Source organism: Terrimonas ferruginea DSM 30193 (assembly GCF_000425585.1).
GTDB classification, from domain to species: Bacteria; Bacteroidota; Bacteroidia; order Chitinophagales; family Chitinophagaceae; genus Terrimonas; species Terrimonas ferruginea.
In genome coordinates this window covers 374,430-397,192 of the sequence record NZ_KE384399.1, presented here as the reverse complement: position 1 = coordinate 397,192, position 22,763 = coordinate 374,430, and the positions used below count along the sequence as shown (strand labels likewise).

Here is a 22,763-nt window from a genome sequence, read left to right as displayed (position 1 = left end):
TTATTGTAAGGTCACTTCATAAACATGTTCACCTGAACCTGTTGTGACCGGTGTTTTGTATTTGTTGTTCGCGGGCAATTCGATCGAAGCCGTTGTGTTCGGAGGAATGACTACCCGCATCCTGAACTGTTTTCCTTTACGCTCCCAATTAACGGATACCAGGCCATAGGGCGACTCGTAACGCGCGGATGCATTGGTGATGTCGCCGGTTACCTGCGGTGCGATACGGATCTGCTTAAAGGCCACACTTCCATTTTCCGTTTTCAAACCACAAAGCCCGGCATAGAACCACTCCATCAGATGTCCCAGCATGAAATGATTGTTGGAAACAACGGGCAGTGCCGACCATGATTCCGTAAGCGCCGTAGCGCCTTTCGCCAGCTGATAACCATAACCGGGAACGTCGGTCCGGCTATTCATTTTTACGATCACATCTGAGTAGCCACCTTCTTCTAATGCCTTCAACACATAACGGTAACCGATATCACCGGCCGTTAACGCATAATCACGGGTGCGTATATCATGTACTAGATTATTCAACACTTCTTTGCGATTAGCCGGTTCTACCAGGCCCATGTAAAGCGCCATCGCATTGGATGTCTGACTTCCTGTGCCGTACTGTTTTGTTTGCCCGTTGAAGAATTTATCATTGAAGGCTTTTCTTACTTCCTGCGCCTGTTTTCTATAATCCGCTGCATCGGCGGTTTGGCCAAGCATGGCTGCGATCTTTTCGAGAATGCAAAGATCGTAATAATAGATGGCCGTTGCGGTGATGCCCGGCGTTGTCAACTGACAAAAGCCCGGGCGCTCAGGCCCCAGATCGTACCAGTCACTCAGGCCTTGCGTGAGAATATGATTATTGGCTTTGCCACGCAGATAAGTAATATAACGCTGCATCATCGGATAAGCTTCCGCCACGATTTGTTTATCGCCATACCATTGGTACAAATACCAGGGCAGGATAATACCGGCACTTCCCCACTCCGGCGAATCGCGGAACGGATCGACGAATTGGTGGAACTCGGGAGATATCTCCGGTATCAGTCCATCAGGGGTTTGCGAATTCATCATGTCGCGCACCACTTTCCGACCCAGTGCAGCAATGTCATAGATATAGCGGACTGAGCTTCCCACGAGGTGTGTTTGTTCCAGCCAGCCCAATTTTTCGCGGTGCGGACAATCGGTGAACACACTCACCATATTGCTGTTTACCGCCCAGCGGATCAGTTCATGTGTCTGGTTAAACAAAACGCTCGATGATTGAAAAGCTCCGTTTTGCGGAGCGGCATTGCGGATGTGCAGGCCTTCGACATTTAATACTGTTGGTGCCTGCGTATGACCGTTTCCTGCAATAGCTTCTACCTGCAAATAACGGAAACCATAGTAAGCGAAACGTGGTTGCCAGCTTTCTTCTCCTTCGCCCTTTAATACATAAGTATAATATACCGGACTGCCGGTTGATTTCTGGTTGGCCGAACCATCTTCGTTAATCAGTTCAGCCGGTATCACCCTGATGGTATCGCCTTTCTGACCGCGGACACGAATGAATGGAATACCGGATGCATTTTGTCCGAGATCGGCTACTTGTACACCGGGCCGGAGGGTTGTCGTTTTGACAGCAGTAAACCGTTGCATCACTTTCACTGCATGAATAAGCTGTGCATCCAGTTCGGGCGGGCCATCCGTGATCTTCACCGTTTGCCAATGATTATCGCTGAATCCTGTTTTATCCCAACCGTCCTGTTCAAGCGCCGCATCATAATCTTCTCCGGCATAGATGCTGGAAAAATAAACGGGTGAAGGCGCCGTTTTCCATGATTGATCAGTTACGATATTCACGGTGCTTCCGTCTGCATATTCGATCACGATGTTGGCAATCATTTTAGGATAACCATAACCACCGGTTAGTTTGCGGTAACGTTCACCCGGGATATAGTAAAAGCCATTGCCCAGCATAGCGCCCAACACATTCTCTCCTGGTTTCAATTGACTGGTTATATCAAACGGCACATACAGTGCATGTTTGCTGTATTGTGTCCATCCGGGATCGAGAAAGTGATCGCCAGCTTTTGTACCATTAACAAAAAACTCAAACTGTCCAAGGCCGGTTACGAAAGCTGTAGCGCTCTTTATTTTTTTATGGATGATGAATGACTTTCTGAATAAAGGAAGTACGTCGCGTCTGGGTCCCCATTCTTTTTTTCCACGGCCATGCGCCAGGGGAACGATCACGGAAGAATCGGGCAATACGTCATAAGCGATCCATGACGCGCCTTTCCAATCGGCCCTGGTCAATAGTCCCATGCGCCAGCTCGCAACCGCGCTCCACGGGGAACTGCGGCCTTTATTATCCCACACCATTACCTTCCAGTAATATTTCGTGGCGGCTTTCAATGACTTGCCCTTATAGCCCACCATGAGCGATTGATCTGACGGGATTTTTCCGGAATCCCATATTGTTCCCTGGTTGCGTAGCAACGCGAGCGAGTCATCGCTGACGAGAATGCGGTAAGCGGTCTGCATCACCTGCTGAGCAGATGACCTGATCTGCCAGCTTAATCCGGGTTTTGCCGCTTCTATACCAAGCGGTTCGGTTAAGTATTCGCATTGCAAGGCGGCCACGGACAATGATTGCGCCACCAATCTTTTCGTTGCCGAAAAGAGGAACAGGGACAATACGAACAGACTTATTTTATACTTCATCATTGTATTTCAATTCCCGAAACAGCAATGCCCGCTGCACCGGATGTATGAAAGATCACTTTATAACTTCCCGCATTGATCTGCGTACCCGTATCAAATGTAAACTGGTTCCATTTGCCGGGACGCGTAAAATCAAGGTCTACTTCTTTATCTACCAGCAACGTGTTGCCGGCATCTCTTACCTCTATACGTCCCCTGATATTTTTTTCCTGTGGTGAATAGTATTTAAATGTCAATGCGTATACATCGGCAACGCCGGTTTCAATGGTCCACGCTATTTTCACCGGATCGTTAACTTTTATGACAGCGCAGTTGCGACCGCCGAATGATTCCATTGCGACGCCTGTGGAAAGAGTCGCTTTTTCTGCGCGATAAGGTATTGTTTTCTTCAGATCGAAAGCCGGCTGCATGGTCGATACCGGCACAAGGATTACCGGACCGGTAACGTTGCTCAGTTTGAGCATGCGCGTAGCTCGCAGCCTGTGCCGGTATAAGGTGTATGACTTACCGCCGTTTTCATCCGTTTCAAGAAATGTCTGCGTATTTTCAAATTCCTTCCATTCATCCTTTACCATTTTTAGCGTATCGATAGCCACGTACACGTCGGTTGGTTTTGTTACGGAAAAATGATAGCTCTGCGGATCAGGCGATGCCGGTTTTATCCATTGTGCACCAAAGACAGCCGGAGGCAATGCATTGAATGAAATAGACGTATCGGCAAAAACCTGCTGACCGATATCCAGCCAGTGTTCTGTGCTCACATTGGAAGGTGAATGTATAGTGGCCAAAGAAAGTTCTCTTGCCTTCAGTTTAGGTGGTTTCTTTGTCGCTATAGCAATAGCGGATATTACGGCCTGTCCTGCCGTCAACCGCGGAAAACTGATGATCAATTCTGAATTGGCTGATTGCGCGGTAATGATCTTCTTCAGTACTTTATTACTGCCCGCTTCTTTCCAGATATCCAGGTCTTTCAACACTACTTTGCCGTTCACCGCCACATCAAACACGCGCATACCTTTTGCATCTGTACCACCGCCAATACCCAGCCAGGGTTCGGTGAAATAAAGTTCAATACTGTACTCTCCTGCGGGAGCCGGAAAATGATAGGTCAACTCGTCTCTTCCATAACGGAAGGTGCTGAACAGCTCAGGATCTTTTGTCCCCTTCAGTGGCACAAATGTTCTCCGCTGACTGGCAAAAAAATCAGGCAGACCGGGAAACTGCTTCGTCCACGATTGAGAGCCCCATATGCCTTTGCCTTCCCAGACCTGGTCAGCCATCCAGCGTTGGCCCAGTTTGTCCATATATGCCGGACCGCCCGCATTCACACGATACCAGTAATGAGATCCTTTCTGCGGTGTGGTGATGTCCGGTTGTTTTTCATAAAATTTTTTCAACCCCGGGGCCTGCGGAAGATGATTTAATACAATCGTATCTCTCGCAACAGGCCGGCCATCGCGATAGCCTACCGCGTACAGTACATTGTATTGAATGTTCACATGGTCCCAGGTAAAATGGGTGCCAATGCCGTTTCGTTTACGCCGTCCTAATGAAGCATTATCAAGATCATTGAAAAGTTCTACCTCGGTACAATTGGAATAAACAGTAATGCCATTTTTTATGCCTGGTTTTGTCCATCTGCCGGGCCAGGTATGCGACACGATATACACCATCGGTTGTGTAACCGGATCGGCATAGTTGCTGCGATACATATAGTAAACGTCCAGGGGTTCTTCCCACGGCGTCAACAATCCTTTATAGTTCACCGGGCCGATGCGGTCAAGTTCCCGCCAGCCTTCGCCACCCTGCACGCGGCCGGGGTTGTCATGTGAAGTAAGGAGCCAGAAGAAATGACCGGCGAGACTGTCTTTCGCAGATTCTGCCAGGCGGACTTTCTGTTCCATTAATTCCGTCATGCGGTCTTCACTCAGCGGACCGTTTTGAACAAACGGGCCTTCCGTATGCAGATCAATTGTTCTCCACGCGCCGTATTCGCCCACCAATACCTGTCGTTTGAGATCGTTGGCATAAGTAGCCGGATCACCACCATAAGTACCGGTCCAGTTTTGAGGCACATCCCAATCGGTGCCGCTACCGCCATTGCAGGTAGTTACCAGTCTTTGCACAGAAGCGGTCGGATCGAGCGAACGAATGAGTTCGGTACATTCACGTGCAAAGTCTTCAGGTAATTTGCTCTCGTTCTGTAAACCCCAGAGAATAACCGCGGGATCGTTCCTTCTTTCAATCACCCATTCTTTCAACAAGGTTTTAAAATTCTCGCGGAAGGCGGGAGAGTCAAACCAAACGTGTGCGGACAATTGCGTCCACCAGAGCACTCCCATGCGGTTGCACCACTGACCATAGCGCAGGTTATGCGGCTGGTGTCCGTCGCGGAAGGCGTTGAAGCCGGCACTTTGCAACCAGCGCATGCGGGCTTCTACCTGCAGATCGCTGAACGCATGGCTTTGCCCGATGATGTGTTCGTACTCCGCCACACCATTGATGAACAACGGCTGGTCATTTATAAAAAACCGGTGACTACTGCTGTCCCATTTTATTTTACGGAAGCCATAATCGGTCTCTATTTTGTCGAGTACGCCTTTTTCATCGCGGAGTTCGGAAATAATTTTATACAAATAAGGATCGGCCGGCGACCACAGGCGCGGCGCAGTGACAGTAACGGGCTGCTGATCTACATCGATCGAATCGAGCGGTTTTACTGAATGTTGAGAAGAGATCGTTGTAATGATCTTTCCTTCCTGATTGACGAGACGCGTAACCAGTGTGACCTTCCTGTTGGCTGTAGCTTTATTTTTAAATGAAGTACGTACCCGCAAAACAGCCTTTTCTTTATTTACGTCCTCGCCGCTCCAGGCATGAATACCAAAGGGAGCAAAGGAAATATCCGATGTAATGACCAGGTGAACCGGGCGGAAAATGCCCATGGGCTGAGAGCCTTCGGAAAAGCCCCGCTCTTCCGAACAACCACCACAAACCCAGGGCAGATCGCGGATATTGGCAGGATGCCCGGTATAAACGGTCAGTATATTTTCCTGGTTATCCTTTTTAACCACCTCTGTAATATCGATAGTAAAACTCGTACGCCCGCCGGCATGATAACCGACTTGTCTGCCGTTGAGATAAACCGTTGCATAAGAACCGGCACCTTCAAAAAACAACAAAGCTCTTTTGTTCTTCAGTGATTGGCCAATACGAAGCGACCGGCGGTACCAGGCTTCACCGTGGCGGTTGCCATGCAGCAATCGCCGGTAACCTTCGTAAGCATCCCAGTTATGCGGCACCGAAACTTTTTTCCAATTCTTTGTTTCAATAGAGGCTGCCGCGTATTGTGAAGCGGGAAGCGTGTGCATGTCGCCCGCAATCGTCAACCAGTTATCGTCCAGGCGCGTGGAGACACGTTGTGCTTCTGTAGCAGCACAGCACAAACAAAAAACCAAAAAGCAAAACCAGGTCTTCATTAATTTATCCTCTTCAGATTACTGTCAAAAATATAAACACCTGCCTTGGCAGTGGGCAATTCTTTTACCTGCCCTTTGTAACGTAAACGGAGTGTATCTCCTGCATTTGATACAATCTTCGCCTGAACCAGCGCACCGTTTTTCCAATCAATATCTATAACAAATCCGCCGCGTGCACAAAGTCCGCGGATGGTGCCCTCCGGTAATTCAGCCGGCAGCGCGGGAAGTATATCGATGTACTTTGTATGACTTTGGAGCAACATTTCCGCGATCCCTGCCGCACCACCGAAATTACCGTCGATCTGGAAAGGCGGATGGGCATCGAAAAGATTTGTGTAACTGCCTGCACCATTTCCGGCAGGGCTTAATAGCATTTTTATCAATTTGAAAGCATGATTACCGTCGAGAAAACGCGCCCAGAGATTGATCTTCCAGCCGAGGCTCCAACCGGTGGCTTCATCACCACGGAAAAGTAACGATTGCTGCGCTGCCTTCCATAAAGCGGGCTGCTCGTCTGCATTAATCTCCGATCCCGGATACACTGCCCACAGATGAGATACGTGCCGGTGTTTATCATTTTTATCGTCTTTGTCTTCCAGCCATTCCTGCAATTGTCCGAAACGACCGATCTGATCCGGCGCAATCTGCGTGAGTTGCTTTTTCAAACTATCGCGGAAGACTGCATCTTTATTCAATATTTCGGACGCACTGATCACCTGCCGGAAAAGATTGCGGATGAGCTGGTGATCCATGGCAGGACCGGCAACCAGTCCACCGTGTTCGGGAGAATTGGATGGCGTGCTGATCATCCAGCCCGTCTTAGGATCGCGGATAAGGAAATGCTGAAAGAAAAGCGCGGCTTCTTTCATGAGCGGATAGGCTTTCTCCGAAAGAAAATCTATGTCTTTTGTATAACGGTAATGTTCCCACAAATGATCGCACAACCAGGCGCCACCGGTTACCCAAATGCCATGATTGGCGGCATTGATCGGAGCCGTACCACGCCAGAGATCGGTATTGTGATGCAAGACCCAGCCAGGCATGTTATAGTGAACTTTGGCGGTGTGCCTGCCGGTCTCCGCCAGTTCTTTTATCATGTTGAATAACGGCTCATGCAACGGAGAAAGATTCAGTAATTCCGCCGGCCAGTAATTCATTTCGAGGTTGATATTAGTTGTGTATTTGCTTCCCCACGGTGGCTGCAACAGGTCATTCCAGATACCTTGCAGATTTGCCGGGCGCGTACCCGGTCTCGAAGAAGCGATGAGCAGGTAACGGCCGTACTGCATGTACAACGCCGCAAAGGAAGGATCGGGTGCTTTTGCAAAATTTGCCAGCCGCTCATCAGTTGGGATATGATCATTGAGGGATTTATCAAACTCCACAAAGAAGCGATCATAATAAGCACGATACTCCGCGAGATGTGCCGCCTCTACCTGGTCAAACGAACGCCTGCCATGTTGCTGCATCACGGTGGCAGACAGTTTAGCCGGATCGGCCGATACATCGTTATAATTGCGATAGTTGGTGGCGGCTGTAAGATAGATAATGACCTCGTCGGCTTTTTCAATAACCACACGTTTGTCTTTTACCGACAATTTCCCATTGCGGATTTTTACCTGCAGATCGGCCTGACCTTTCAATGCGCCGTTACGGACCTGCACTTTTAATGTCATGGAACCATCCGGGCGGGTACGCACTTCAGCAATTTTATGCGGACTGGTCAATGCGATCTGCAGACTGACCGACCTTGCGCGATCTGCATCCAGTTTTACTGCGAGCAATTGATCCGGCTGGCTCACCAGGTATTCACGACGGAAGGTGGTATCGCCGGATTTGTAGGTGGTGTAGGAAATGGCCTTGCTGATATCGAGACTGCGCCGGTAGCCGGTTATCATTTTTTCATTGTGAAAAAAACGCAGCCACAGATCACCGAAAGGCTGATAATCTGCCTGGTAACGTGGCGCGGGCGGAGGATTATCATCCTGGATAAAATATTTCCAGTTGCCGTTTAAGACCAGGCGATCGTTGCCACTGCTGCTCACAGGATAGATGCCGATCTTTTTTGTCGTGTCTTTATAACCGGCAACGCCTCCCTTGTCAAAATAATTAAGCACCAACACGGCGATTGTATTATTTCTTTTCTTCAGAAGCCCCGCAGGTATGTTGTATTTGTATTGGTCGTTACGCTTTACCGGCTGACCATTGATATAGACATAATCATCGCCACGTACACGGTTGAGATCAAGTATTGTTTCCTGCTTCAGCCATTGATCCGGAACGGAAAAACGGGTACGCACCCATACGGCACCGTCTAATCCTTCGAAACCTGCACTCTCCCACCCTTCATAGGATGGCACCGGCATGGTCTTCCATTTTGCATCATCATAATCAGACAAAGCCGGGTTGCCTTTTAATCCCTGGCGTGACAATATTTGCTTTTCCCATTCCGCCGTTTTGCCTTCGGTGGATTTGCTGCCCATGAAATGCAGTTCTGCCAATGCCTCCGCCTCTTTTTGCTTTCCCTGTGCGATCAACTGGCGAATGGTATCCAGATATTGTGCAGCCCCCGGACGCGTGTAGTCACGCGGTTCACCGGTCCATAATGTTTCTTCGTTAAATTGAATGCGGTCTTCTTTTACGTCGCCGAAGACCATGGCACCGATGCGGCCATTGCCTAAGGGCAATGCGTCGGTCCAGCGCACAGCCGGTTGTTTATACCACAGCGACAGGTTATCCTGTGCATTCGTTAGCTGCGACAGCAGGATCAGCAGTATACATATATTCCACCGGCGAAGCATACGCAATCAATTAACGGATGAAGAAATAGTAACGGCTTTTGCAGGCACATCTCCATTGATCTGAATACCGGGTGCTGCCTGCGGCAAAATATTATTATGGAAAATAACCTGTGTTGTTTTTGCTCCTTTTACTTCGGCAAAACGTGTCGTCCCCTGTTGCGGCCAACTGTTGCGGATCACCGCCTGCTTCACATCATTCAACTGGATCAGCGGCAGGCTGTCACGCACCTGTACCGAACTCAAACCATCTATATCGATGCGCTCGGTTTCGCTTACATCGATGGCCGCCCCGCGCGTTGTGGCAATACGTACGTTTTTCAATTCGATATCTTTTGCCTTGCGGATGATGATACCGGCTTCTGCTTCAAAATACGCATCCTGGATGCTGAATTCCTGCACCGGCATTTCGTCCAGCCCGTTGATAAAGATAGCTTCCTTTGTATAAGCCGTGATATTGCTCAACCGGATGTTACGGAATTTTGGCGTGCGTTCGGAAACAGGTTCAGGTGTTGTTTTGGAATAAGCCATATCGAGCACGATTGCCTGTTCGCGGATATTTTTCATGATGATGTTATCGACACGGATATCTTCCACTACGCCGCCCCGGCCGCGGGTGGTCTTGATACGGATACCGCGATCCGTGCCATCAAATACGCAATTACTGATCACAATATTTTTAACGCCGCCGCTCATCTCGCTGCCGATCACCACGCCGCCGTGTCCTGAAAGCATGGTACAGTTGGTGATGGTGTAATTCTGTGCCGGCGCGGCTTTTGTTCGGCCGGGAATATCTTTTCCGGATTTAATAGTGATGCAATCATCGCCCACGCTGATATGACAATCGGAAATATGTACATACTTGCAAGACTCCGGATTAATACCGTCCGTATTGGGTGAAGGCGGATTGTTGATCGTTACGCCTTTCACCGTTACATTTTCACAGAACTGTGGATTGACGGTCCAGAAAGGTGAATTGCGGATGCTGATGCCTTCGATCAACACATTTTTACAAAACATCGGTTGAATGAAAGGCGGACGTAAAAAACCGCGTTTCATTTGTTTGGGATCATCCGGCAGCAGGATGTTTTTATTCAAACTATCGAATAGTATCTGCCAACGTGAACGGGGTTGACCATTTTTATATCCTTCTACAAAATCCCACCATTTCTTTCCGTGTCCATCGATCAGCCCGCGTCCGGTGATGGTAATGTTCTCTGCTTTGTAAGCGTAGAATAGCGGGGAAAAGCTGGTAACATCTACCCCTTCATACCGTGTCTCTACCATTGGCAGGTAATCGTCGAAGTTGTCGCTGAAATGTAATTCGGCGCCCGCATCGATGTGGATAGTGATGTTACTTTTCAGGTGTATGGGACCGGTGAGATATTTCCCTGCGGGAAAATAAACCGTACCGCCGCCTGCTTTGGAGGCAGCGGCAATGGCTTTGGCGATGGCGGCGGTTGCTTTCGCCGAGCTGTCGCGCTTCGCTCCGAATTTCGTTACATCGTACCAGCCCTGCGCGTGGAGGATTGTGGCGGATGTCAGCAGTACTGCAACAAAGAATATTCTTTTCATTTGAGTAATAAGTAGTAAGTATTAAGTAGTAAGTAGTAAGTTATGAGTTTAGGTGCAGTGCTCCGGATCTGGTTCGTGTATACACGATTGACGATTCACCATTGACCATTGACCATTCACCATTCACTTATTCACTTATTCAAAAAGCCAGTCAATCTCGCGGCTGCTGCCATTTTCCGTAAGCCCGGCGTCAAACACCGGCACCTCACTTGATCCTTCGGCAAAACCAACGATCATGCAAACACCTTTCGCCAGTTTCAATGTGTGCGTACCCGCCGGAAAACTATACGTGTGAATGTTCACCGGGGGCTGTCCTTTTACCACCAATGCATTGGCTATTCTGATATCCGCTTGCCCGTAGTCATTAGCGCTCGCGTTGGTTTCCAGTTCGGGGGCTTTCAGGTACACCGACGGTCCGCTGAAGGCTGCCTGGCGTTTTTTGAAATAACCGACCAGCACTTTCACCGGTTTATCGGTCGTAAAGGTGAGTTGTGTTCCCTGTTCGATCTGCTTCTGCCAGTTGAGTTGTACACCTTCCATACGGGCCAGCTCGGGCGTGAACTTACCCGTAAGCGCAACTGTATCGCTGAAAGCTGATTGACCCGCAGCAAGTTTGAATCTTTTCAGCCCTGCATCGGCCAGCTTCACCGTAGCGGCGCGGACTTCCACTATCTTGACTCCTGTTGCAGGTTTGTTTTTTAATGAATCAACAGCATGCCGGAAATGCGTGAGTTCTCCTTCAAAGGGCACCAACACTTCTGTCCATGTTTTCATTTTGCCGTCGGTTCCGCGGATGGGGATTTTTCGCTGACCCGTCTGCATACTATTGGCATACAGGTAAGAACTGCTGGTCAGTTTTGCCAGCTCGCGATAATAGTCTACACTTTTCTCCAATAGGGGCAATGCTTTTTCCAGGTCCGTTACATCGTTGGAATATTTGTATCGTAATATGGACAAGGCCGCTTCAGCTTTGTAAGCAAAATGAAAAGCCAATGCCTGGTAGCAATACATATCATTTTTCAGCCGCTCAAATTCTTCCTTGTTTTGGGTGATACCGGCAGCGGCGGCTTCAGCGGCGGCCACTGCTTTACGCGCATGCTCTTTTACTTCTGCAATGATTTGCACAGGCGTTTCACCGATATGTTTTTCTTTTTTCCATTCCTTTTCCGCATATTGAATCAGCATTTCTCCTTCCGGGCTTTCACTATCATACAACAAAGTAAACAGTCCGTAACGGAAAGGATTGATCAGTTGCGTCATGAGCATACCCAATGTCAATGTTTGCCTGTTGCCATCGGTAATACCAAAGCGGCGCAGCAGTTTGGGCGCGATCTCTCCTGATTGTTCGTATGCTTCGAGAATTTGTTGTCCGTTTCCGGGTGCGCACCCGTAACGGGCAGCCAGCAAGCCACTCCAATAATTAATCTCTTCTTTGCGGTCGCGGCGGGCATGCCAGGCATAACGGCTCCAGGCGCGGTACCAGATCCAGTCGCGCTCGATCTGCAAGAGACGTTTGCCGCCTTTTACACTATCAGCAGAATAAGGCCAGTCCCAGTATGATGCCTGCGGATAAAGGTGAAGACCATTACCGCCCATGCTGTCATGCATACCGATGACAGATCGCTGAATAAAATCTGCAGAGCCGTAACGGAACGGTTCGAGGTTGGCGAGAATGTGAATGTTCTCTATCTGCACGGATCCCAGTCCGCTGAGTTCACGGTGCAAGGCTGCCCACTGTCCACGCGGCTCGGGTGTTGTGAGCGCTTCGCCGTTGAACTTGGCTTCGGTATACAGATTTTTATATAAAGGCAAAGAAGCACGCATGACGGCAGGTGCGTCGGTGTCGTGCGCACGAAGCACGATCGGAGGTTGTTCCGTTTTGCCCAATGCGTCCAATCCATCTTTCACACCGGGAATAATGGTTTTAGTGAACCATTCAATGTCATCATGGCCCACGCCTTCCATGGCCTCACCGAGGCAAACCATCAGTCCCACGTTGGGATATTTTTCTACGAATGCTGCGATGGATTTGCGGGTATAATCGGCGATGATTGGAATAATCGGACGTTCACGCTCCTGCGTTTTCATGTTATGTTTTTCGGCAAATGGTTTTGATACGATGATGTTGTAAAACATTTGTATCACCCATATACCTCTTTTATCTGCTTCCGTGGTCAGGAACTTATACATTTCCTCGTTCTTGCGAAAAGTGGCATCATCCACTTCCACTGCATAAGGATAATCTTTCAGCCGCACCAACGAAGCGAAGGGATGACCGTTCCAGAGATACAACGAGTTCATGCGGTTGGTGACGAGTGTATCGAGGTAGCGCACCCAATGTTCTTTGTCGTATAACCAGGGAAATGTTTCGGGGGTGTAAGGATATTCGTATACGGTACGCCCGGGCAGGTAATAAGGTTTTTGTACACCGATACAGGCACCGCGCAGGACCATTTCAGGCGCATCGCTGAAATTGATGGTATCGGGCAGTGTACCCTGTGCGCGGATTCTGTCTGCGACTTCGAGACATCCGTAAAGTATACCTGATGCGTCGGCGCCGGATATGACTAATTTGCCTTTGCCATCCGTTTTGATGGCAAAGCTTTCTTTCTTGCCGGAAGAAGCGAGTGTTATCTGAATGATACGGTCGCGTGTTTTTTGTCCCGCTTTAGCTTTTACAACAATGTATCCATGTTGCTGCAGCGCTTCGCTGAGTTTTTCCACACCAAACGCTACGCGGGGAGCGGCATTGTTCTCTACAACCAGTACGATCCGGATTGGATTCAAACCGGCCCGGGCAATATGGGTAACAGTAATCAGTAACAGGAAAACGAACGCGAAACGGCGGCAACTATTCATCCGGGTAATTTATGGTCAAACAATCTCTCCCGCAAAGCGATACGGGTAATAAGGACGCAATAAAAGTACGGGAAGATGCACCCGATAAAAAGGTAAAAAATGACTGCGGGCATGGAGGATTTTACTATTTATCCACCTGCTTCTCTTTTTGGCTGATTTATCAATGGAAAAAGGGGCCTGGAAAGGCCCCTCGGAAATAAACGATTGCTCTAAAAAAATGAAGATTTTACTGGTATCCGGGATTTTGACCGAACTCCGCTGCATTTTGCAATGCCTGCATTTCCGCGATGGGAATGGGGCGAAGACGATGGAAGTCCTGGACCTTATTGACATCGGGATTTTTTCTTTTGATGTAAGCCGAAAATGCTTCCGCCCCGTTCTGCCCGTTTTTAATGCGCTTCACATCAAACCAGCGGATATTTTCTCCTGCAAGTTCCCTGGCTCTTTCTTCGAGAATGAAATCAATGGTGATGTCACCGGCAGTCACCTGCATGGCCGCTACCTGTCCGGGTTTGGCCGCCCGCGTGCGTAACACGTTGATGCGTGTAGCTGCTGTACCGGGACTGTTCAACTGAAATTCCGCCTCTGCTGAAATCAGGTACATTTCCGCCAGGCGCATTACGATCACGTCTTTTGTTCCGGCCTGTACGTTGGGCGCACTGCGATCCGGGTCACGGAATTTGCGCAACGATACATAGTTGTTACCGGTCTTGATTGTGCCGTCTGTATTGTATACATCATTGCGGTCATACACCACGTATTTGCGTGTTGCTTTATCTGCAATCACTTGTTTGGTGATCAGCATGGCGGTATCGCCGGGAGCGATGGTCTTACCGATCACACTGGCATCTTTCTGATAAGTAGTGGCCTGTGCTGCCGTCCAGGTGAAGGTGGTAGTGGCATTCGCCAGCCATACTTCCTGGAACGATCCTTCGTAACGCGAGTCGATATTTTCATTGTAATAATTCAACAGGCTCAGCGAAGGCATCAGGCGGCGGTTGTTTTCATAGCCATAAGCAAGACTCTGGATCAATCCGGGCTTCCCCATGTAAGGCGCCTGATACACATGAAACAAACGGTTACCGTTGTCGTCATAGTTCAGACCGGGGTTAACGGAATTACTGATCACATACAACGCTTCTCCGCCTGCTTTTCCCATGTCTTTATTACGGGCGGGATTGAAGAGTTCGGCATAGCTGGGCCAGAGACTGATCTTGAGTTCGGCCTGACGTGCGATCACATCGTTTGCCACGTCGCGGGCTTTGGTGAAAAAGCCCTGCGCTTCGGCGCCGGTTGAATAATAAGCGCGGGATAAATAAGCGCGGGCCAGAAATCCTAAAGCAGATTTTTTGGTAGCGCGGCTGTATTCATTGGTGCTGGCATTTACCAGCCATTCGTTTGGCAGGTTGTCTGCTGCAAATTGCAGATCCGCAAAGATCTGATCATAGAATTGTGCCACGGTACTACGCACCGCCGTTAGCACGGGAGACTGCGTTTCTGTGGTGCGCAACATCACACCACCCCATGTCTCCACCACATGCCAGTAGTAGAAGCCGCGCAGGAAGCGGAGTTCACCAAGTCTTCTGTTCTTTTCGGCGTCGTTGGTAAACCCTGCGCCATCTATGCGGTTGATGCCGGCATTGGCCTGGTTGATCGCTTTCCACAACAATACCCAGGCAGCTTTGTGCGGGTTGCCGTCGGCTGCGGTGAGACCATCATATTGTGTAAGCTGACGGGCATAGGTATTCTTATCGCGGTTGTACCAGAGGTCGGTACCTGATTCGGACATGAAGGCACCGTCTTCTTTTCCATACCAGGAGCGTTGTTCGGAATAGGCCGCATTCACGGCTGTGATGAACCCTTCCGGGGTGTTCCAGGTAGCGTCCGCTGTTGCATTGGACGGGTTGTATTCTTCCAGTTTATTGCAGGAAGGAGCTGCGAGGCAAGCCAGCGCAAAGGCTGAAACCGGCAGCAGATATTTAATGCGTTTCATTGTTGACATTTTTTTTCGTTAAAAACCTACGTTAACACCAAATACGAATTGACGGCCGATTGGATTGGATTCAGCTCCTCCACGCTCGGGGTCATAATCTTTGATCAGGTGACTTTTGGCAAAAACGGCCAGGTTCGATGCCGTAGCATATACGCGGATACGCTCCATCTTGATGCTGTTTGTCCAGGTGGCAGGCAGTGTGTATCCGAGTGTCACATTCTTGATTTTGAAGAACGATCCGTCTACGAATGTCAGTGCCTGGTAACCGGCATAGTTGATCAGGTTGGCTCCGCGGCTCGGACGGGGAAAATCATTGGTTGGATTTTCCGGTGTCCAGTAGTTGATCATAGCGGGACCGTTACCGGTACCTGCGGGGTTATAACGTCCGAGGAATTCCGCATCGATCGTTTGTCCCCAACGCATAAACAGGAATACGCCCAGATCGAGGTTTTTATAACGGAAGGTATTCTGCAATCCCACTACCCAATCAGGAACTGTTGAGCCAACATACATGCGGTCATAGGTGGCATCGATGATGCCATCGGGTACGCCGTTGGGACCAGAAATATCGCGCAGTTTGATATCACCGGGTTTGAACGTGTTACCTGTTGCGCTGCCATAGCGCAGTGCAGCCGCTTGTTGCGCTTCGTCCGCCTGCCAGATACCGTCTTTTACAAATGTGTAGAACGAAGTGATCGGGCGTCCGATCAGCAGCGATTCACGCTCCGAGTTCGTCGGGTGAATAATATTTCTTCCATCGATCACATCGGAAATCTCCTGCTTGATCTTGCTGAACGTAAGGGTGGATGTCCAGGTGAAATCTTTGCGGCTGATGTTTTCGGTATTGACCATTACTTCAATACCACGGTTACGGGTAGCAGCAATGTTTTCATATACATCCGTTACGCCGGAAGATTGTGGTAATACGCGTTTGTACAGAATATCCGTTGTGCGTGCATCGAATACGTCGATCGAACCGCTGATCCGGTTTTTAAACAGACCGAAGTCAAGACCGATGTTGGTCGTAGCTGTTTTTTCCCAGCCAAGATCGGGATTGCCTACCGTTGTATTAAACAGGTAAGCAGGTGCCGGCACTTCACCGAATGACATACGTGCAGAATAAGTAAGTCCACTCTGCGTGCCGTACACGTCGATGTTATAGTTACCGCTCACACCATAAGTGGCGCGCAGCTTAAGATTGGAGATCACACTGATGCGTTCCATGAAAGCTTCGTCGCTTACGTTCCATGAAAGACCGGCTGCAGGGAAGAATGCCCATTTATTGCCGGGAGAAAGGCGGGATGCACCATCATAACGACCAGACAAATAAAGAATGTATTTACCCCGGAAGCTATAATTGAGACGGGCAGCGTAGGCCATGTTTTCCCAACGGGCAAATGGTGAGGAGATGTCTCTGACAAATGCCGTGCTGCTGGAGGCCAGACCATAATAGATTTGAGAAGCAAGTATCTGTCCGCGGCCGGTAGCTGTCAGCTGATCTTCGTCATTGCGCAGATAGCTGGTGATACCGGTAACGGTAAATGCGTGATCGTTGATTTTCTTGTTATACGTGATCACGTTGTCCCAGTTGAGGAAACGGCTGAAACCGGTGGTCTGCGATGCGATGGAAACCTGGTTGTCTTTTTGCGCCAGCGATGTTTTATCGTTGTAAGTACCGCGGCGGCTGAAGTTGAAGGTAGTGCCGAGGTTACTGCGGATGCTCAAACCCTTGATGGGCGTGAGTTCTACATACGCTCCGGCAACGACGTTGGTACGGATCAGGTTATCGCGGGAAATGAATTCGTTCTTTTCATCGGCCAGCGGGCTGATGCGTGTATCGTTGTCCAGCGGAAACTGGCGGATAGTGCCGTCGTCATTGAAAGGTTTTCCCAGCGGAGGCAGGGTCATGGCCGTGCCGAGCGGATCGCGGCGGCTATTGAGGTTGGTGTAAGTGATCTGTGAAGTAACACCAGCCTTTGCAATTTTCGACAAGGTCTGATCAACGTTGAGGCGCATGTTGTAACGTTTGAAATCGTTGCCACGCAGCATACCTTTTTCATTAAAGTATCCGCCTGCAGCATAGAACTTGGTTTTTTCCGTGCCGCTCGTCATGGAGATATTGTGGCTTTGTTGTGCGCCGTCGCGGCTCACCAGATCGATCCAGTCTACCCAATCACCCGCCTGGTAGGCTGCATATTCGCCTGCGAGATTGGCAAAAAGAATAGGATCGTCTGTTGGGCTGGCCCAATCGCCGGTAGTGCGGAACGCCTGTCTGCGCAGGTTGATATAATCTTCGCCTGTTCTGGCTTTGGGATACATGAACGTGCTGATGCCATAATAAGCATCGTAGTTTACTTTAATCTTACCGGCCGCACCTCTTTTGGTAGTAACGAGGATAACGCCGTTACCGCCCTGCGAACCGTAGATAGCCGTCGATGAAGCATCGCGGAGGATTTCAATTGATTCGATGTCGTTGGCATTGAGCGTAGAGAGGTCGCCACCCTGGAAACCATCAATGATCACGAGCGGAGCATTGCGTTTGTCCATGTCTGAACGCGTGGCGGCAATGGATTTAAAACCGCGGACGTTGATGTTGACGCCTGCGCCGGCCGCGCCGGAAGCACGCACAAGGTCGATACCGGCGGCACGTCCCTGGATCGCTTCGAGCGGGTTGTGGGTGGGTGTTTGGGTAATCACATCGCCTTTGAGCGAGGTAACGGCACCGGTCAGGTCCCGTTTACGTACCGAGCCGTAACCAATCACCACCACTTCATTGAGGCTGCCGGAAGCACCGGACATGGCCACCGCCAATAATGTGTTGGTACCCACCGGCGTTTCTGTGGCGGAATAACCCACATAAGAAAACGACAATACTGATTGTGTGGATGGCACAACGATGGAGAAGGCGCCGTTTGGATTCGTTGTAACAGTGGTGTTTGTACCCTTGACAGTTACATTGACACCCTGGATGGGTTGCCCGGAGGCGCTGTCAATAACTGTACCTGAAACCGTTCGCTCCTGGGCGGAGGCGACGGAAAGCGTCATCAGCAGTACGAGGGCAAGTACGGCTGTGCGAAGCAGTGAGCATCGTTTTTTCATCTGGCATTTTTTTTTAAGAAAATAAGAACCTTCCGGATGTGCAAAACATCCGCTTTACCAAGCAAGCGATGAAAACATTTTCAAAAAGGTTAAGGTCTACAGGTTTATTCGACACGAGGAGGAATACCTCCCGCGTCACTTGACTGATAGGCCGCTTCGACGCAGGCCATCGTATGAATGCAATCTTCCACGGAATGATCCGGTCTGTCTTTTTCGCCCATCACCACTTTCATCAACTCCGCCATACTACCGGCAAACGCGTCGGGAAACCAGCTTCCGGTTGCAATATCCTTCCATTCTTTGGGCTGACCATCCCGGCCGTCTGTGACGCGCAAACGGTCCGGTTCTCCATTGGGATAATTTTTCAATACCCCCAATTCCACCTTCGCAGCGCCCCCGGTACCCTCCCATTTTATATAAGACTGCTGTTCTTCCGCGCCATACATATGTTGATGATTGGTATGTATGCTCACCCGGATCCAATCACCATAGTCCAGGATGATGTCGCTGCGCACGGCCGCGAGCGAAGGTTGCGAGGGATGCCGCGTAGTGCGGGCGTATACGGAACGCGGGTTACCCAAAAAACTCCGGATAAGATCGATGTAATGAATACTATGATAAAGAATTTCTACACGCGGTGCACCGGACAAAAAATCCCACAGGTCCCAGGGCGTGTAGACATTGATATTGATCTCGATATCCGCCAACGTACCGAGCTTGCCTTCCCTGATACGCTCACGCACCACCGTAACAAATGGCGCATAGCGCAATTGAAAATTGATGGCAGCAATCAGGTGTTTACGCCGGCACAACTCACGGATGGACAATGCCTGGGCAAATGTTTCGCCCATTGGCTTTTGTATCAGCACCGCCGCACCGTCAGGCAATTGTTCCAATACTTTCAGCACGGCATTACCGGGAACCGCCACATCAAAAACCACCTTCTGCTCATTGGCTGCGATCACCATTTCTCCGATACTGTTATATACATGTTGTATAGAAAAACGATTGGCCGTTGCCTGTGCTTTTTCCTTATCAATATCATAAATACCACTCACTGCAAAGCCGGCTTTCTTATAAGCGGGCAGGTGCGCATCATTGACGATGCCACCGGCTCCTATTATAAAAACAGGGATGGAATACGTTATATCTTTGGTCAACGACATTAAAAATCAATTAGCCTGACTGGCCTCATAGTTACCATACGTAAGCAGCAATACCGCTGCTACCAATACCACCAATGCCAGCATCAGCAAACGGATGGTGCGGGTGCTGCATCCTTTCCATTCCTTCAATAACAATCCCGCAACGGAACTGAATAATACCAGCATGATCATGTGAATTGCCCAACTGGAAAAACCATAACCTCCCGCTTCCATGCGCACATGTCCCAATCCATAAAAAAAGAACTGGCCGTACCACAACACGCCGGTCAGGATAGCCATGACATAATTTTTGCCCAATCCGCTGCCTGCGGAACGGTACTCCTTCCAGGTGCGATTACGTATATGCAGGTAAACACAATACAACAGCGTTGTTACAAATGCACCGGTATTGGAAAAAAGATATTTGACATTTTCTTTCAGTCCGCCAGCGCCATGTTGTTCTGCAATCGTGGCGATGGGCGTTGCCTGATCCAGTGAAAAACTGTAGAAGGCGGACAATACGCCTGCCAGGAGACAAAGCGGTAATCCTTTGGCAAGGGAGAAATCTGATTTAACGGATTGTTTTTTCTCTATGTCTTTTTCTTTACTGCGGCCGGCTATACCACAAAGCGCAATACCTAAGGCGCCCATCGCGACGCCACTGAAAATGCTGGTGGCGCCGTTACTTTCCATCACCTGTGAAAAAGAACCATTCATGATGGGTGGTATCAGCGTACCCAATACGCAACTGATGCCAACTGAAATAGCATACGTAAGAGAAAAACCAACATAACGGATAGCGATACCAAATGCAGTACCTCCTATGCCGTAAGCCATGCCCAGTAAAAAGGACCGATACATGGCCGATGAAGGAGCTTCAGCCAATACTGCCGATAGATGGGGAATGGTAAGGAATGCCACTACTACAGGCAAAACCAGCCAGCATATAGCGGCCTGTGCCAGCCAGTAAGTCTGCCAGGACCACTGCCGTACTTTTTTCTGCGGTGTATAACACAACGAAGCGCTAGACGCTCCCACTGCGTGATACAGTATGCCATTCATTACTTCCATATAGCTAAACAAACAGTTTTACAGACCATAAAAAGCAGCCGCGTTGTCACTGAAAATTTTTGTTGCTTCCTGTGCGGGCAACAATTCATTTATCAACCTGCGGTAAACCGACCATGTGTGCGCATAAGAACCTGCCAGCAATGCGACAGGCCAATCTCCTCCGAGCATACAACGGCCGGTGCCAAAATGCTCCAATATAAATGCTATGTAAGGACGGATATCCTCCGCTGACCAGTTTTTACCACGGCCGGCGGTGGTCCCCAGTCCTGATATCTTGGCGTGAAACTGAGGGAGTGCCGCTGCCTGGCGCATCAGCTGTCCCCACTCGCCAAACTTCTCTCCTTTTGCGATCGGTGGTTGATTCAAATGATCGAAGATCATTCGCAGACCGGGTACGCGCCCGGATAACTCCAATGCCGTACTGATATGCTCAGCGCGGATACCCACCAGGTCATAAGGAATATTTTCTTTTGCCAATAGTTGCAGGCTTTCGATTACGGCAGGTTGCAGCAACCATTGCGGATCCTGCTCGTCGTGTATCTGGTGGCGTACGCCTTTGAACAAGGGATTCCTGCGGTACAAATCCAATTGAGCAGCGGTCTTTTCCGGTTGCTGCAAGGGCAACCAGGCCACCACACCGGTGATCCAATCGTTGGCGGCTGCCGCTTCAAACATCAACGCTGTATCTTCCGCATTACCCGAAGCCTGTACCAATATGGCTTCTGTTACACCCGCTTCTTCACGTTCCTTTCCTACTTCATCTATCGCATATGAACGGTTCAATATCGATGTATCGCCGGACAGCCAGGGATACTCCGCCCGTTGCAGGTCCCATATATGCAGATGTGTATCGATAATGCGTTCGCTCATGTTATTTGACGGCTGACTGCAATTTTGGTGTCAGTCCGTATTGGTGTTCTATTTCGTCGGTGTGCTCTCCGAGCATGGGTGCGCCCTGTGTTGCCGTAAGACGCATCCCATCCACGCGGATCGGGCAGCGGGTGGTGCGGATGGCCAGGCCATTGGAGGTTTGTACGGTTATCTCCATCTCCAGTAATTTATACCCCTCCTGTTTTACCAGTTCATCATAGTTGATTACCGGTGCGCACCAGATATCTGCTTTTTCAAGGATCGTAAGCCATGCGGCCGTTGTGCCCGTTTGCAGATGATCCGCGAGTAGTTGTTTAATGGTATCCCGTTTGCTGAACCAGTCCCGCGAGTCCGTGAAGGCGGCGAGTGGCGTACATCCGAGCAATTCACCGAGCACCAATATGTTTCCCATTGCCAATGCCAGGTAGCCGTCGGCCGTCCGGTAAATGCCGTAAGGGGCCGCAATATAAGCATGTCCGCTGTTAACAGCGCTGCGGACAGGCAATTCATGCCCATCATTGTAGTGACAGGTGAGCACTTCAAATTGAAAATCAAGAATACTTTCAAACATACTTACCTGTACCAGTCCGCCTTCGCCGCTGACGCCACGGCGATAAAGCGCCGTAAGAATGCCTTGCGTGAGGTGCGTACCCGCCATAATATCCACCACCGCCACACCCATTGGTGTAGGCGGACGTTGCTGGTCGTTGCTCAACCAGGCCAGTCCTGAAACGGCCTGCAGCAGCAGGTCCTGGCCCGGCAGGTCTTTCCATGGACCTTCTTCGCCGTAGCCGTTCACCTCGGCATACACCACGGCAGGATTTAATTGGCGAACGGTCGCATAATCCAGGCCGATGCGTTCCATGACGCCGGGTCTGAAATTATGCATCACCACGTCGGCCTGGCGGATCAGTTCTTTTATTTTTTCCAGGTCGTGCGGATTTTTGAGATCGGCCGCAAGACTTTTTTTATTGCGGTTGATGGCGTGAAAAATGGTTGATTCGCCTTCTATTTTCACATCCGAAACATAGAGCTGACGGCAAATATCACCGCCATCGGGCCGCTCGATTTTTATCACCTCGGCTCCCATGTCGGCCAGTCGCAGACTCGCCGAAGGACCGGAAAGAAACTGGCTGAAATCAACAACTAATATGTCCTGTAGTAGCTGCAT

Annotated in this window: 11 protein-coding genes; all 11 read right to left on the bottom strand. The window is 49.7% G+C overall.

All coding sequences use genetic code 11. The annotated features are described in order from the left end of the window. Positions 1 to 2,706: a family 78 glycoside hydrolase catalytic domain gene (locus H608_RS0116265; RefSeq protein ID WP_245565768.1), complete on the bottom strand. Its 2,706-nt coding sequence runs from the start codon at positions 2,704 to 2,706 to the stop codon at positions 1 to 3. After that, complete coding sequence (locus H608_RS0116260) at positions 2,703 to 6,182, bottom strand: malectin domain-containing carbohydrate-binding protein (protein ID WP_028788608.1); 3,480 nt, start codon at positions 6,180 to 6,182, stop codon at positions 2,703 to 2,705. Before H608_RS0116260 ends, H608_RS0116265 begins: the two co-directional genes overlap by 4 nt. Continuing rightward, the gene (locus tag H608_RS22675; protein WP_038008713.1) at positions 6,182 to 8,983 is read right to left on the bottom strand and encodes a glycoside hydrolase family 95 protein; all 2,802 of its coding nucleotides are present in this window, start codon (positions 8,981 to 8,983) and stop codon (positions 6,182 to 6,184) included. The genes H608_RS0116260 and H608_RS22675 overlap by 1 nt, the downstream gene beginning before the upstream one ends. Before the next feature lie 6 nt (positions 8,984 to 8,989). Further along, positions 8,990 to 10,555, bottom strand: a complete 1,566-nt coding sequence (locus H608_RS22670) for a glycoside hydrolase family 28 protein (RefSeq protein WP_038008710.1) — start codon at positions 10,553 to 10,555, stop codon at positions 8,990 to 8,992. Positions 10,556 to 10,690: 135 nt separating this feature from the next. Next, a complete protein-coding gene (locus H608_RS0116245) occupies positions 10,691 to 13,414 on the bottom strand; it encodes an alpha-d-galacturonidase (RefSeq protein ID WP_028788607.1) in 2,724 nt (907 codons plus the stop codon). A gap of 226 nt (positions 13,415 to 13,640) precedes the next feature. Next, positions 13,641 to 15,407, bottom strand: coding sequence for a RagB/SusD family nutrient uptake outer membrane protein (locus H608_RS0116240; protein WP_051268385.1), 1,767 nt, complete (start codon positions 15,405 to 15,407; stop codon positions 13,641 to 13,643). A gap of 18 nt (positions 15,408 to 15,425) precedes the next feature. Then, positions 15,426 to 18,506, bottom strand: coding sequence for a SusC/RagA family TonB-linked outer membrane protein (locus H608_RS0116235; protein WP_028788605.1), 3,081 nt, complete (start codon positions 18,504 to 18,506; stop codon positions 15,426 to 15,428). 104 nt (positions 18,507 to 18,610) lie between these two features. Continuing rightward, entirely contained in the window at positions 18,611 to 19,672 is a 1,062-nt protein-coding gene (locus H608_RS0116230; protein ID WP_028788604.1) for a Gfo/Idh/MocA family protein, read from the bottom strand. A 6-nt stretch (positions 19,673 to 19,678) separates the two neighbouring features. Further along, the gene (locus H608_RS0116225) at positions 19,679 to 20,722 is read right to left on the bottom strand and encodes an L-rhamnose/proton symporter RhaT (RefSeq protein WP_028788603.1); all 1,044 of its coding nucleotides are present in this window, start codon (positions 20,720 to 20,722) and stop codon (positions 19,679 to 19,681) included. Between the two features lie 18 nt (positions 20,723 to 20,740). Further along, a complete protein-coding gene (locus H608_RS0116220; protein WP_028788602.1) occupies positions 20,741 to 21,592 on the bottom strand; it encodes an amidohydrolase family protein in 852 nt (283 codons plus the stop codon). A gap of 1 nt (position 21,593) precedes the next feature. After that, the gene (locus H608_RS0116215) at positions 21,594 to 22,763 is read right to left on the bottom strand and encodes a CaiB/BaiF CoA transferase family protein (RefSeq protein ID WP_028788601.1); all 1,170 of its coding nucleotides are present in this window, start codon (positions 22,761 to 22,763) and stop codon (positions 21,594 to 21,596) included.

What these genes read in the sequence shown, in the direction of transcription:
- H608_RS0116265 (WP_245565768.1), bottom strand. Translation starts at nt 2,706, where the DNA reads ATGATGAAGTATAAAATAAGTCTGTTCGTATTGTCCCTGTTCCTCTTT.
- H608_RS0116260 (WP_028788608.1), bottom strand. Translation starts at nt 6,182, where the DNA reads ATGAAGACCTGGTTTTGCTTTTTGGTTTTTTGTTTGTGCTGTGCTGCT.
- H608_RS22675 (WP_038008713.1), bottom strand. Translation starts at nt 8,983, where the DNA reads ATGCTTCGCCGGTGGAATATATGTATACTGCTGATCCTGCTGTCGCAG.
- H608_RS22670 (WP_038008710.1), bottom strand. Translation starts at nt 10,555, where the DNA reads ATGAAAAGAATATTCTTTGTTGCAGTACTGCTGACATCCGCCACAATC.
- H608_RS0116245 (WP_028788607.1), bottom strand. Translation starts at nt 13,414, where the DNA reads ATGAATAGTTGCCGCCGTTTCGCGTTCGTTTTCCTGTTACTGATTACT.
- H608_RS0116240 (WP_051268385.1), bottom strand. Translation starts at nt 15,407, where the DNA reads ATGAAACGCATTAAATATCTGCTGCCGGTTTCAGCCTTTGCGCTGGCT.
- H608_RS0116235 (WP_028788605.1), bottom strand. Translation starts at nt 18,506, where the DNA reads ATGAAAAAACGATGCTCACTGCTTCGCACAGCCGTACTTGCCCTCGTA.
- H608_RS0116230 (WP_028788604.1), bottom strand. Translation starts at nt 19,672, where the DNA reads ATGTCGTTGACCAAAGATATAACGTATTCCATCCCTGTTTTTATAATA.
- H608_RS0116225 (WP_028788603.1), bottom strand. Translation starts at nt 20,722, where the DNA reads ATGGAAGTAATGAATGGCATACTGTATCACGCAGTGGGAGCGTCTAGC.
- H608_RS0116220 (WP_028788602.1), bottom strand. Translation starts at nt 21,592, where the DNA reads ATGAGCGAACGCATTATCGATACACATCTGCATATATGGGACCTGCAA.
- H608_RS0116215 (WP_028788601.1), bottom strand. Translation starts at nt 22,763, where the DNA reads ATGCAGCTACTACAGGACATATTAGTTGTTGATTTCAGCCAGTTTCTT.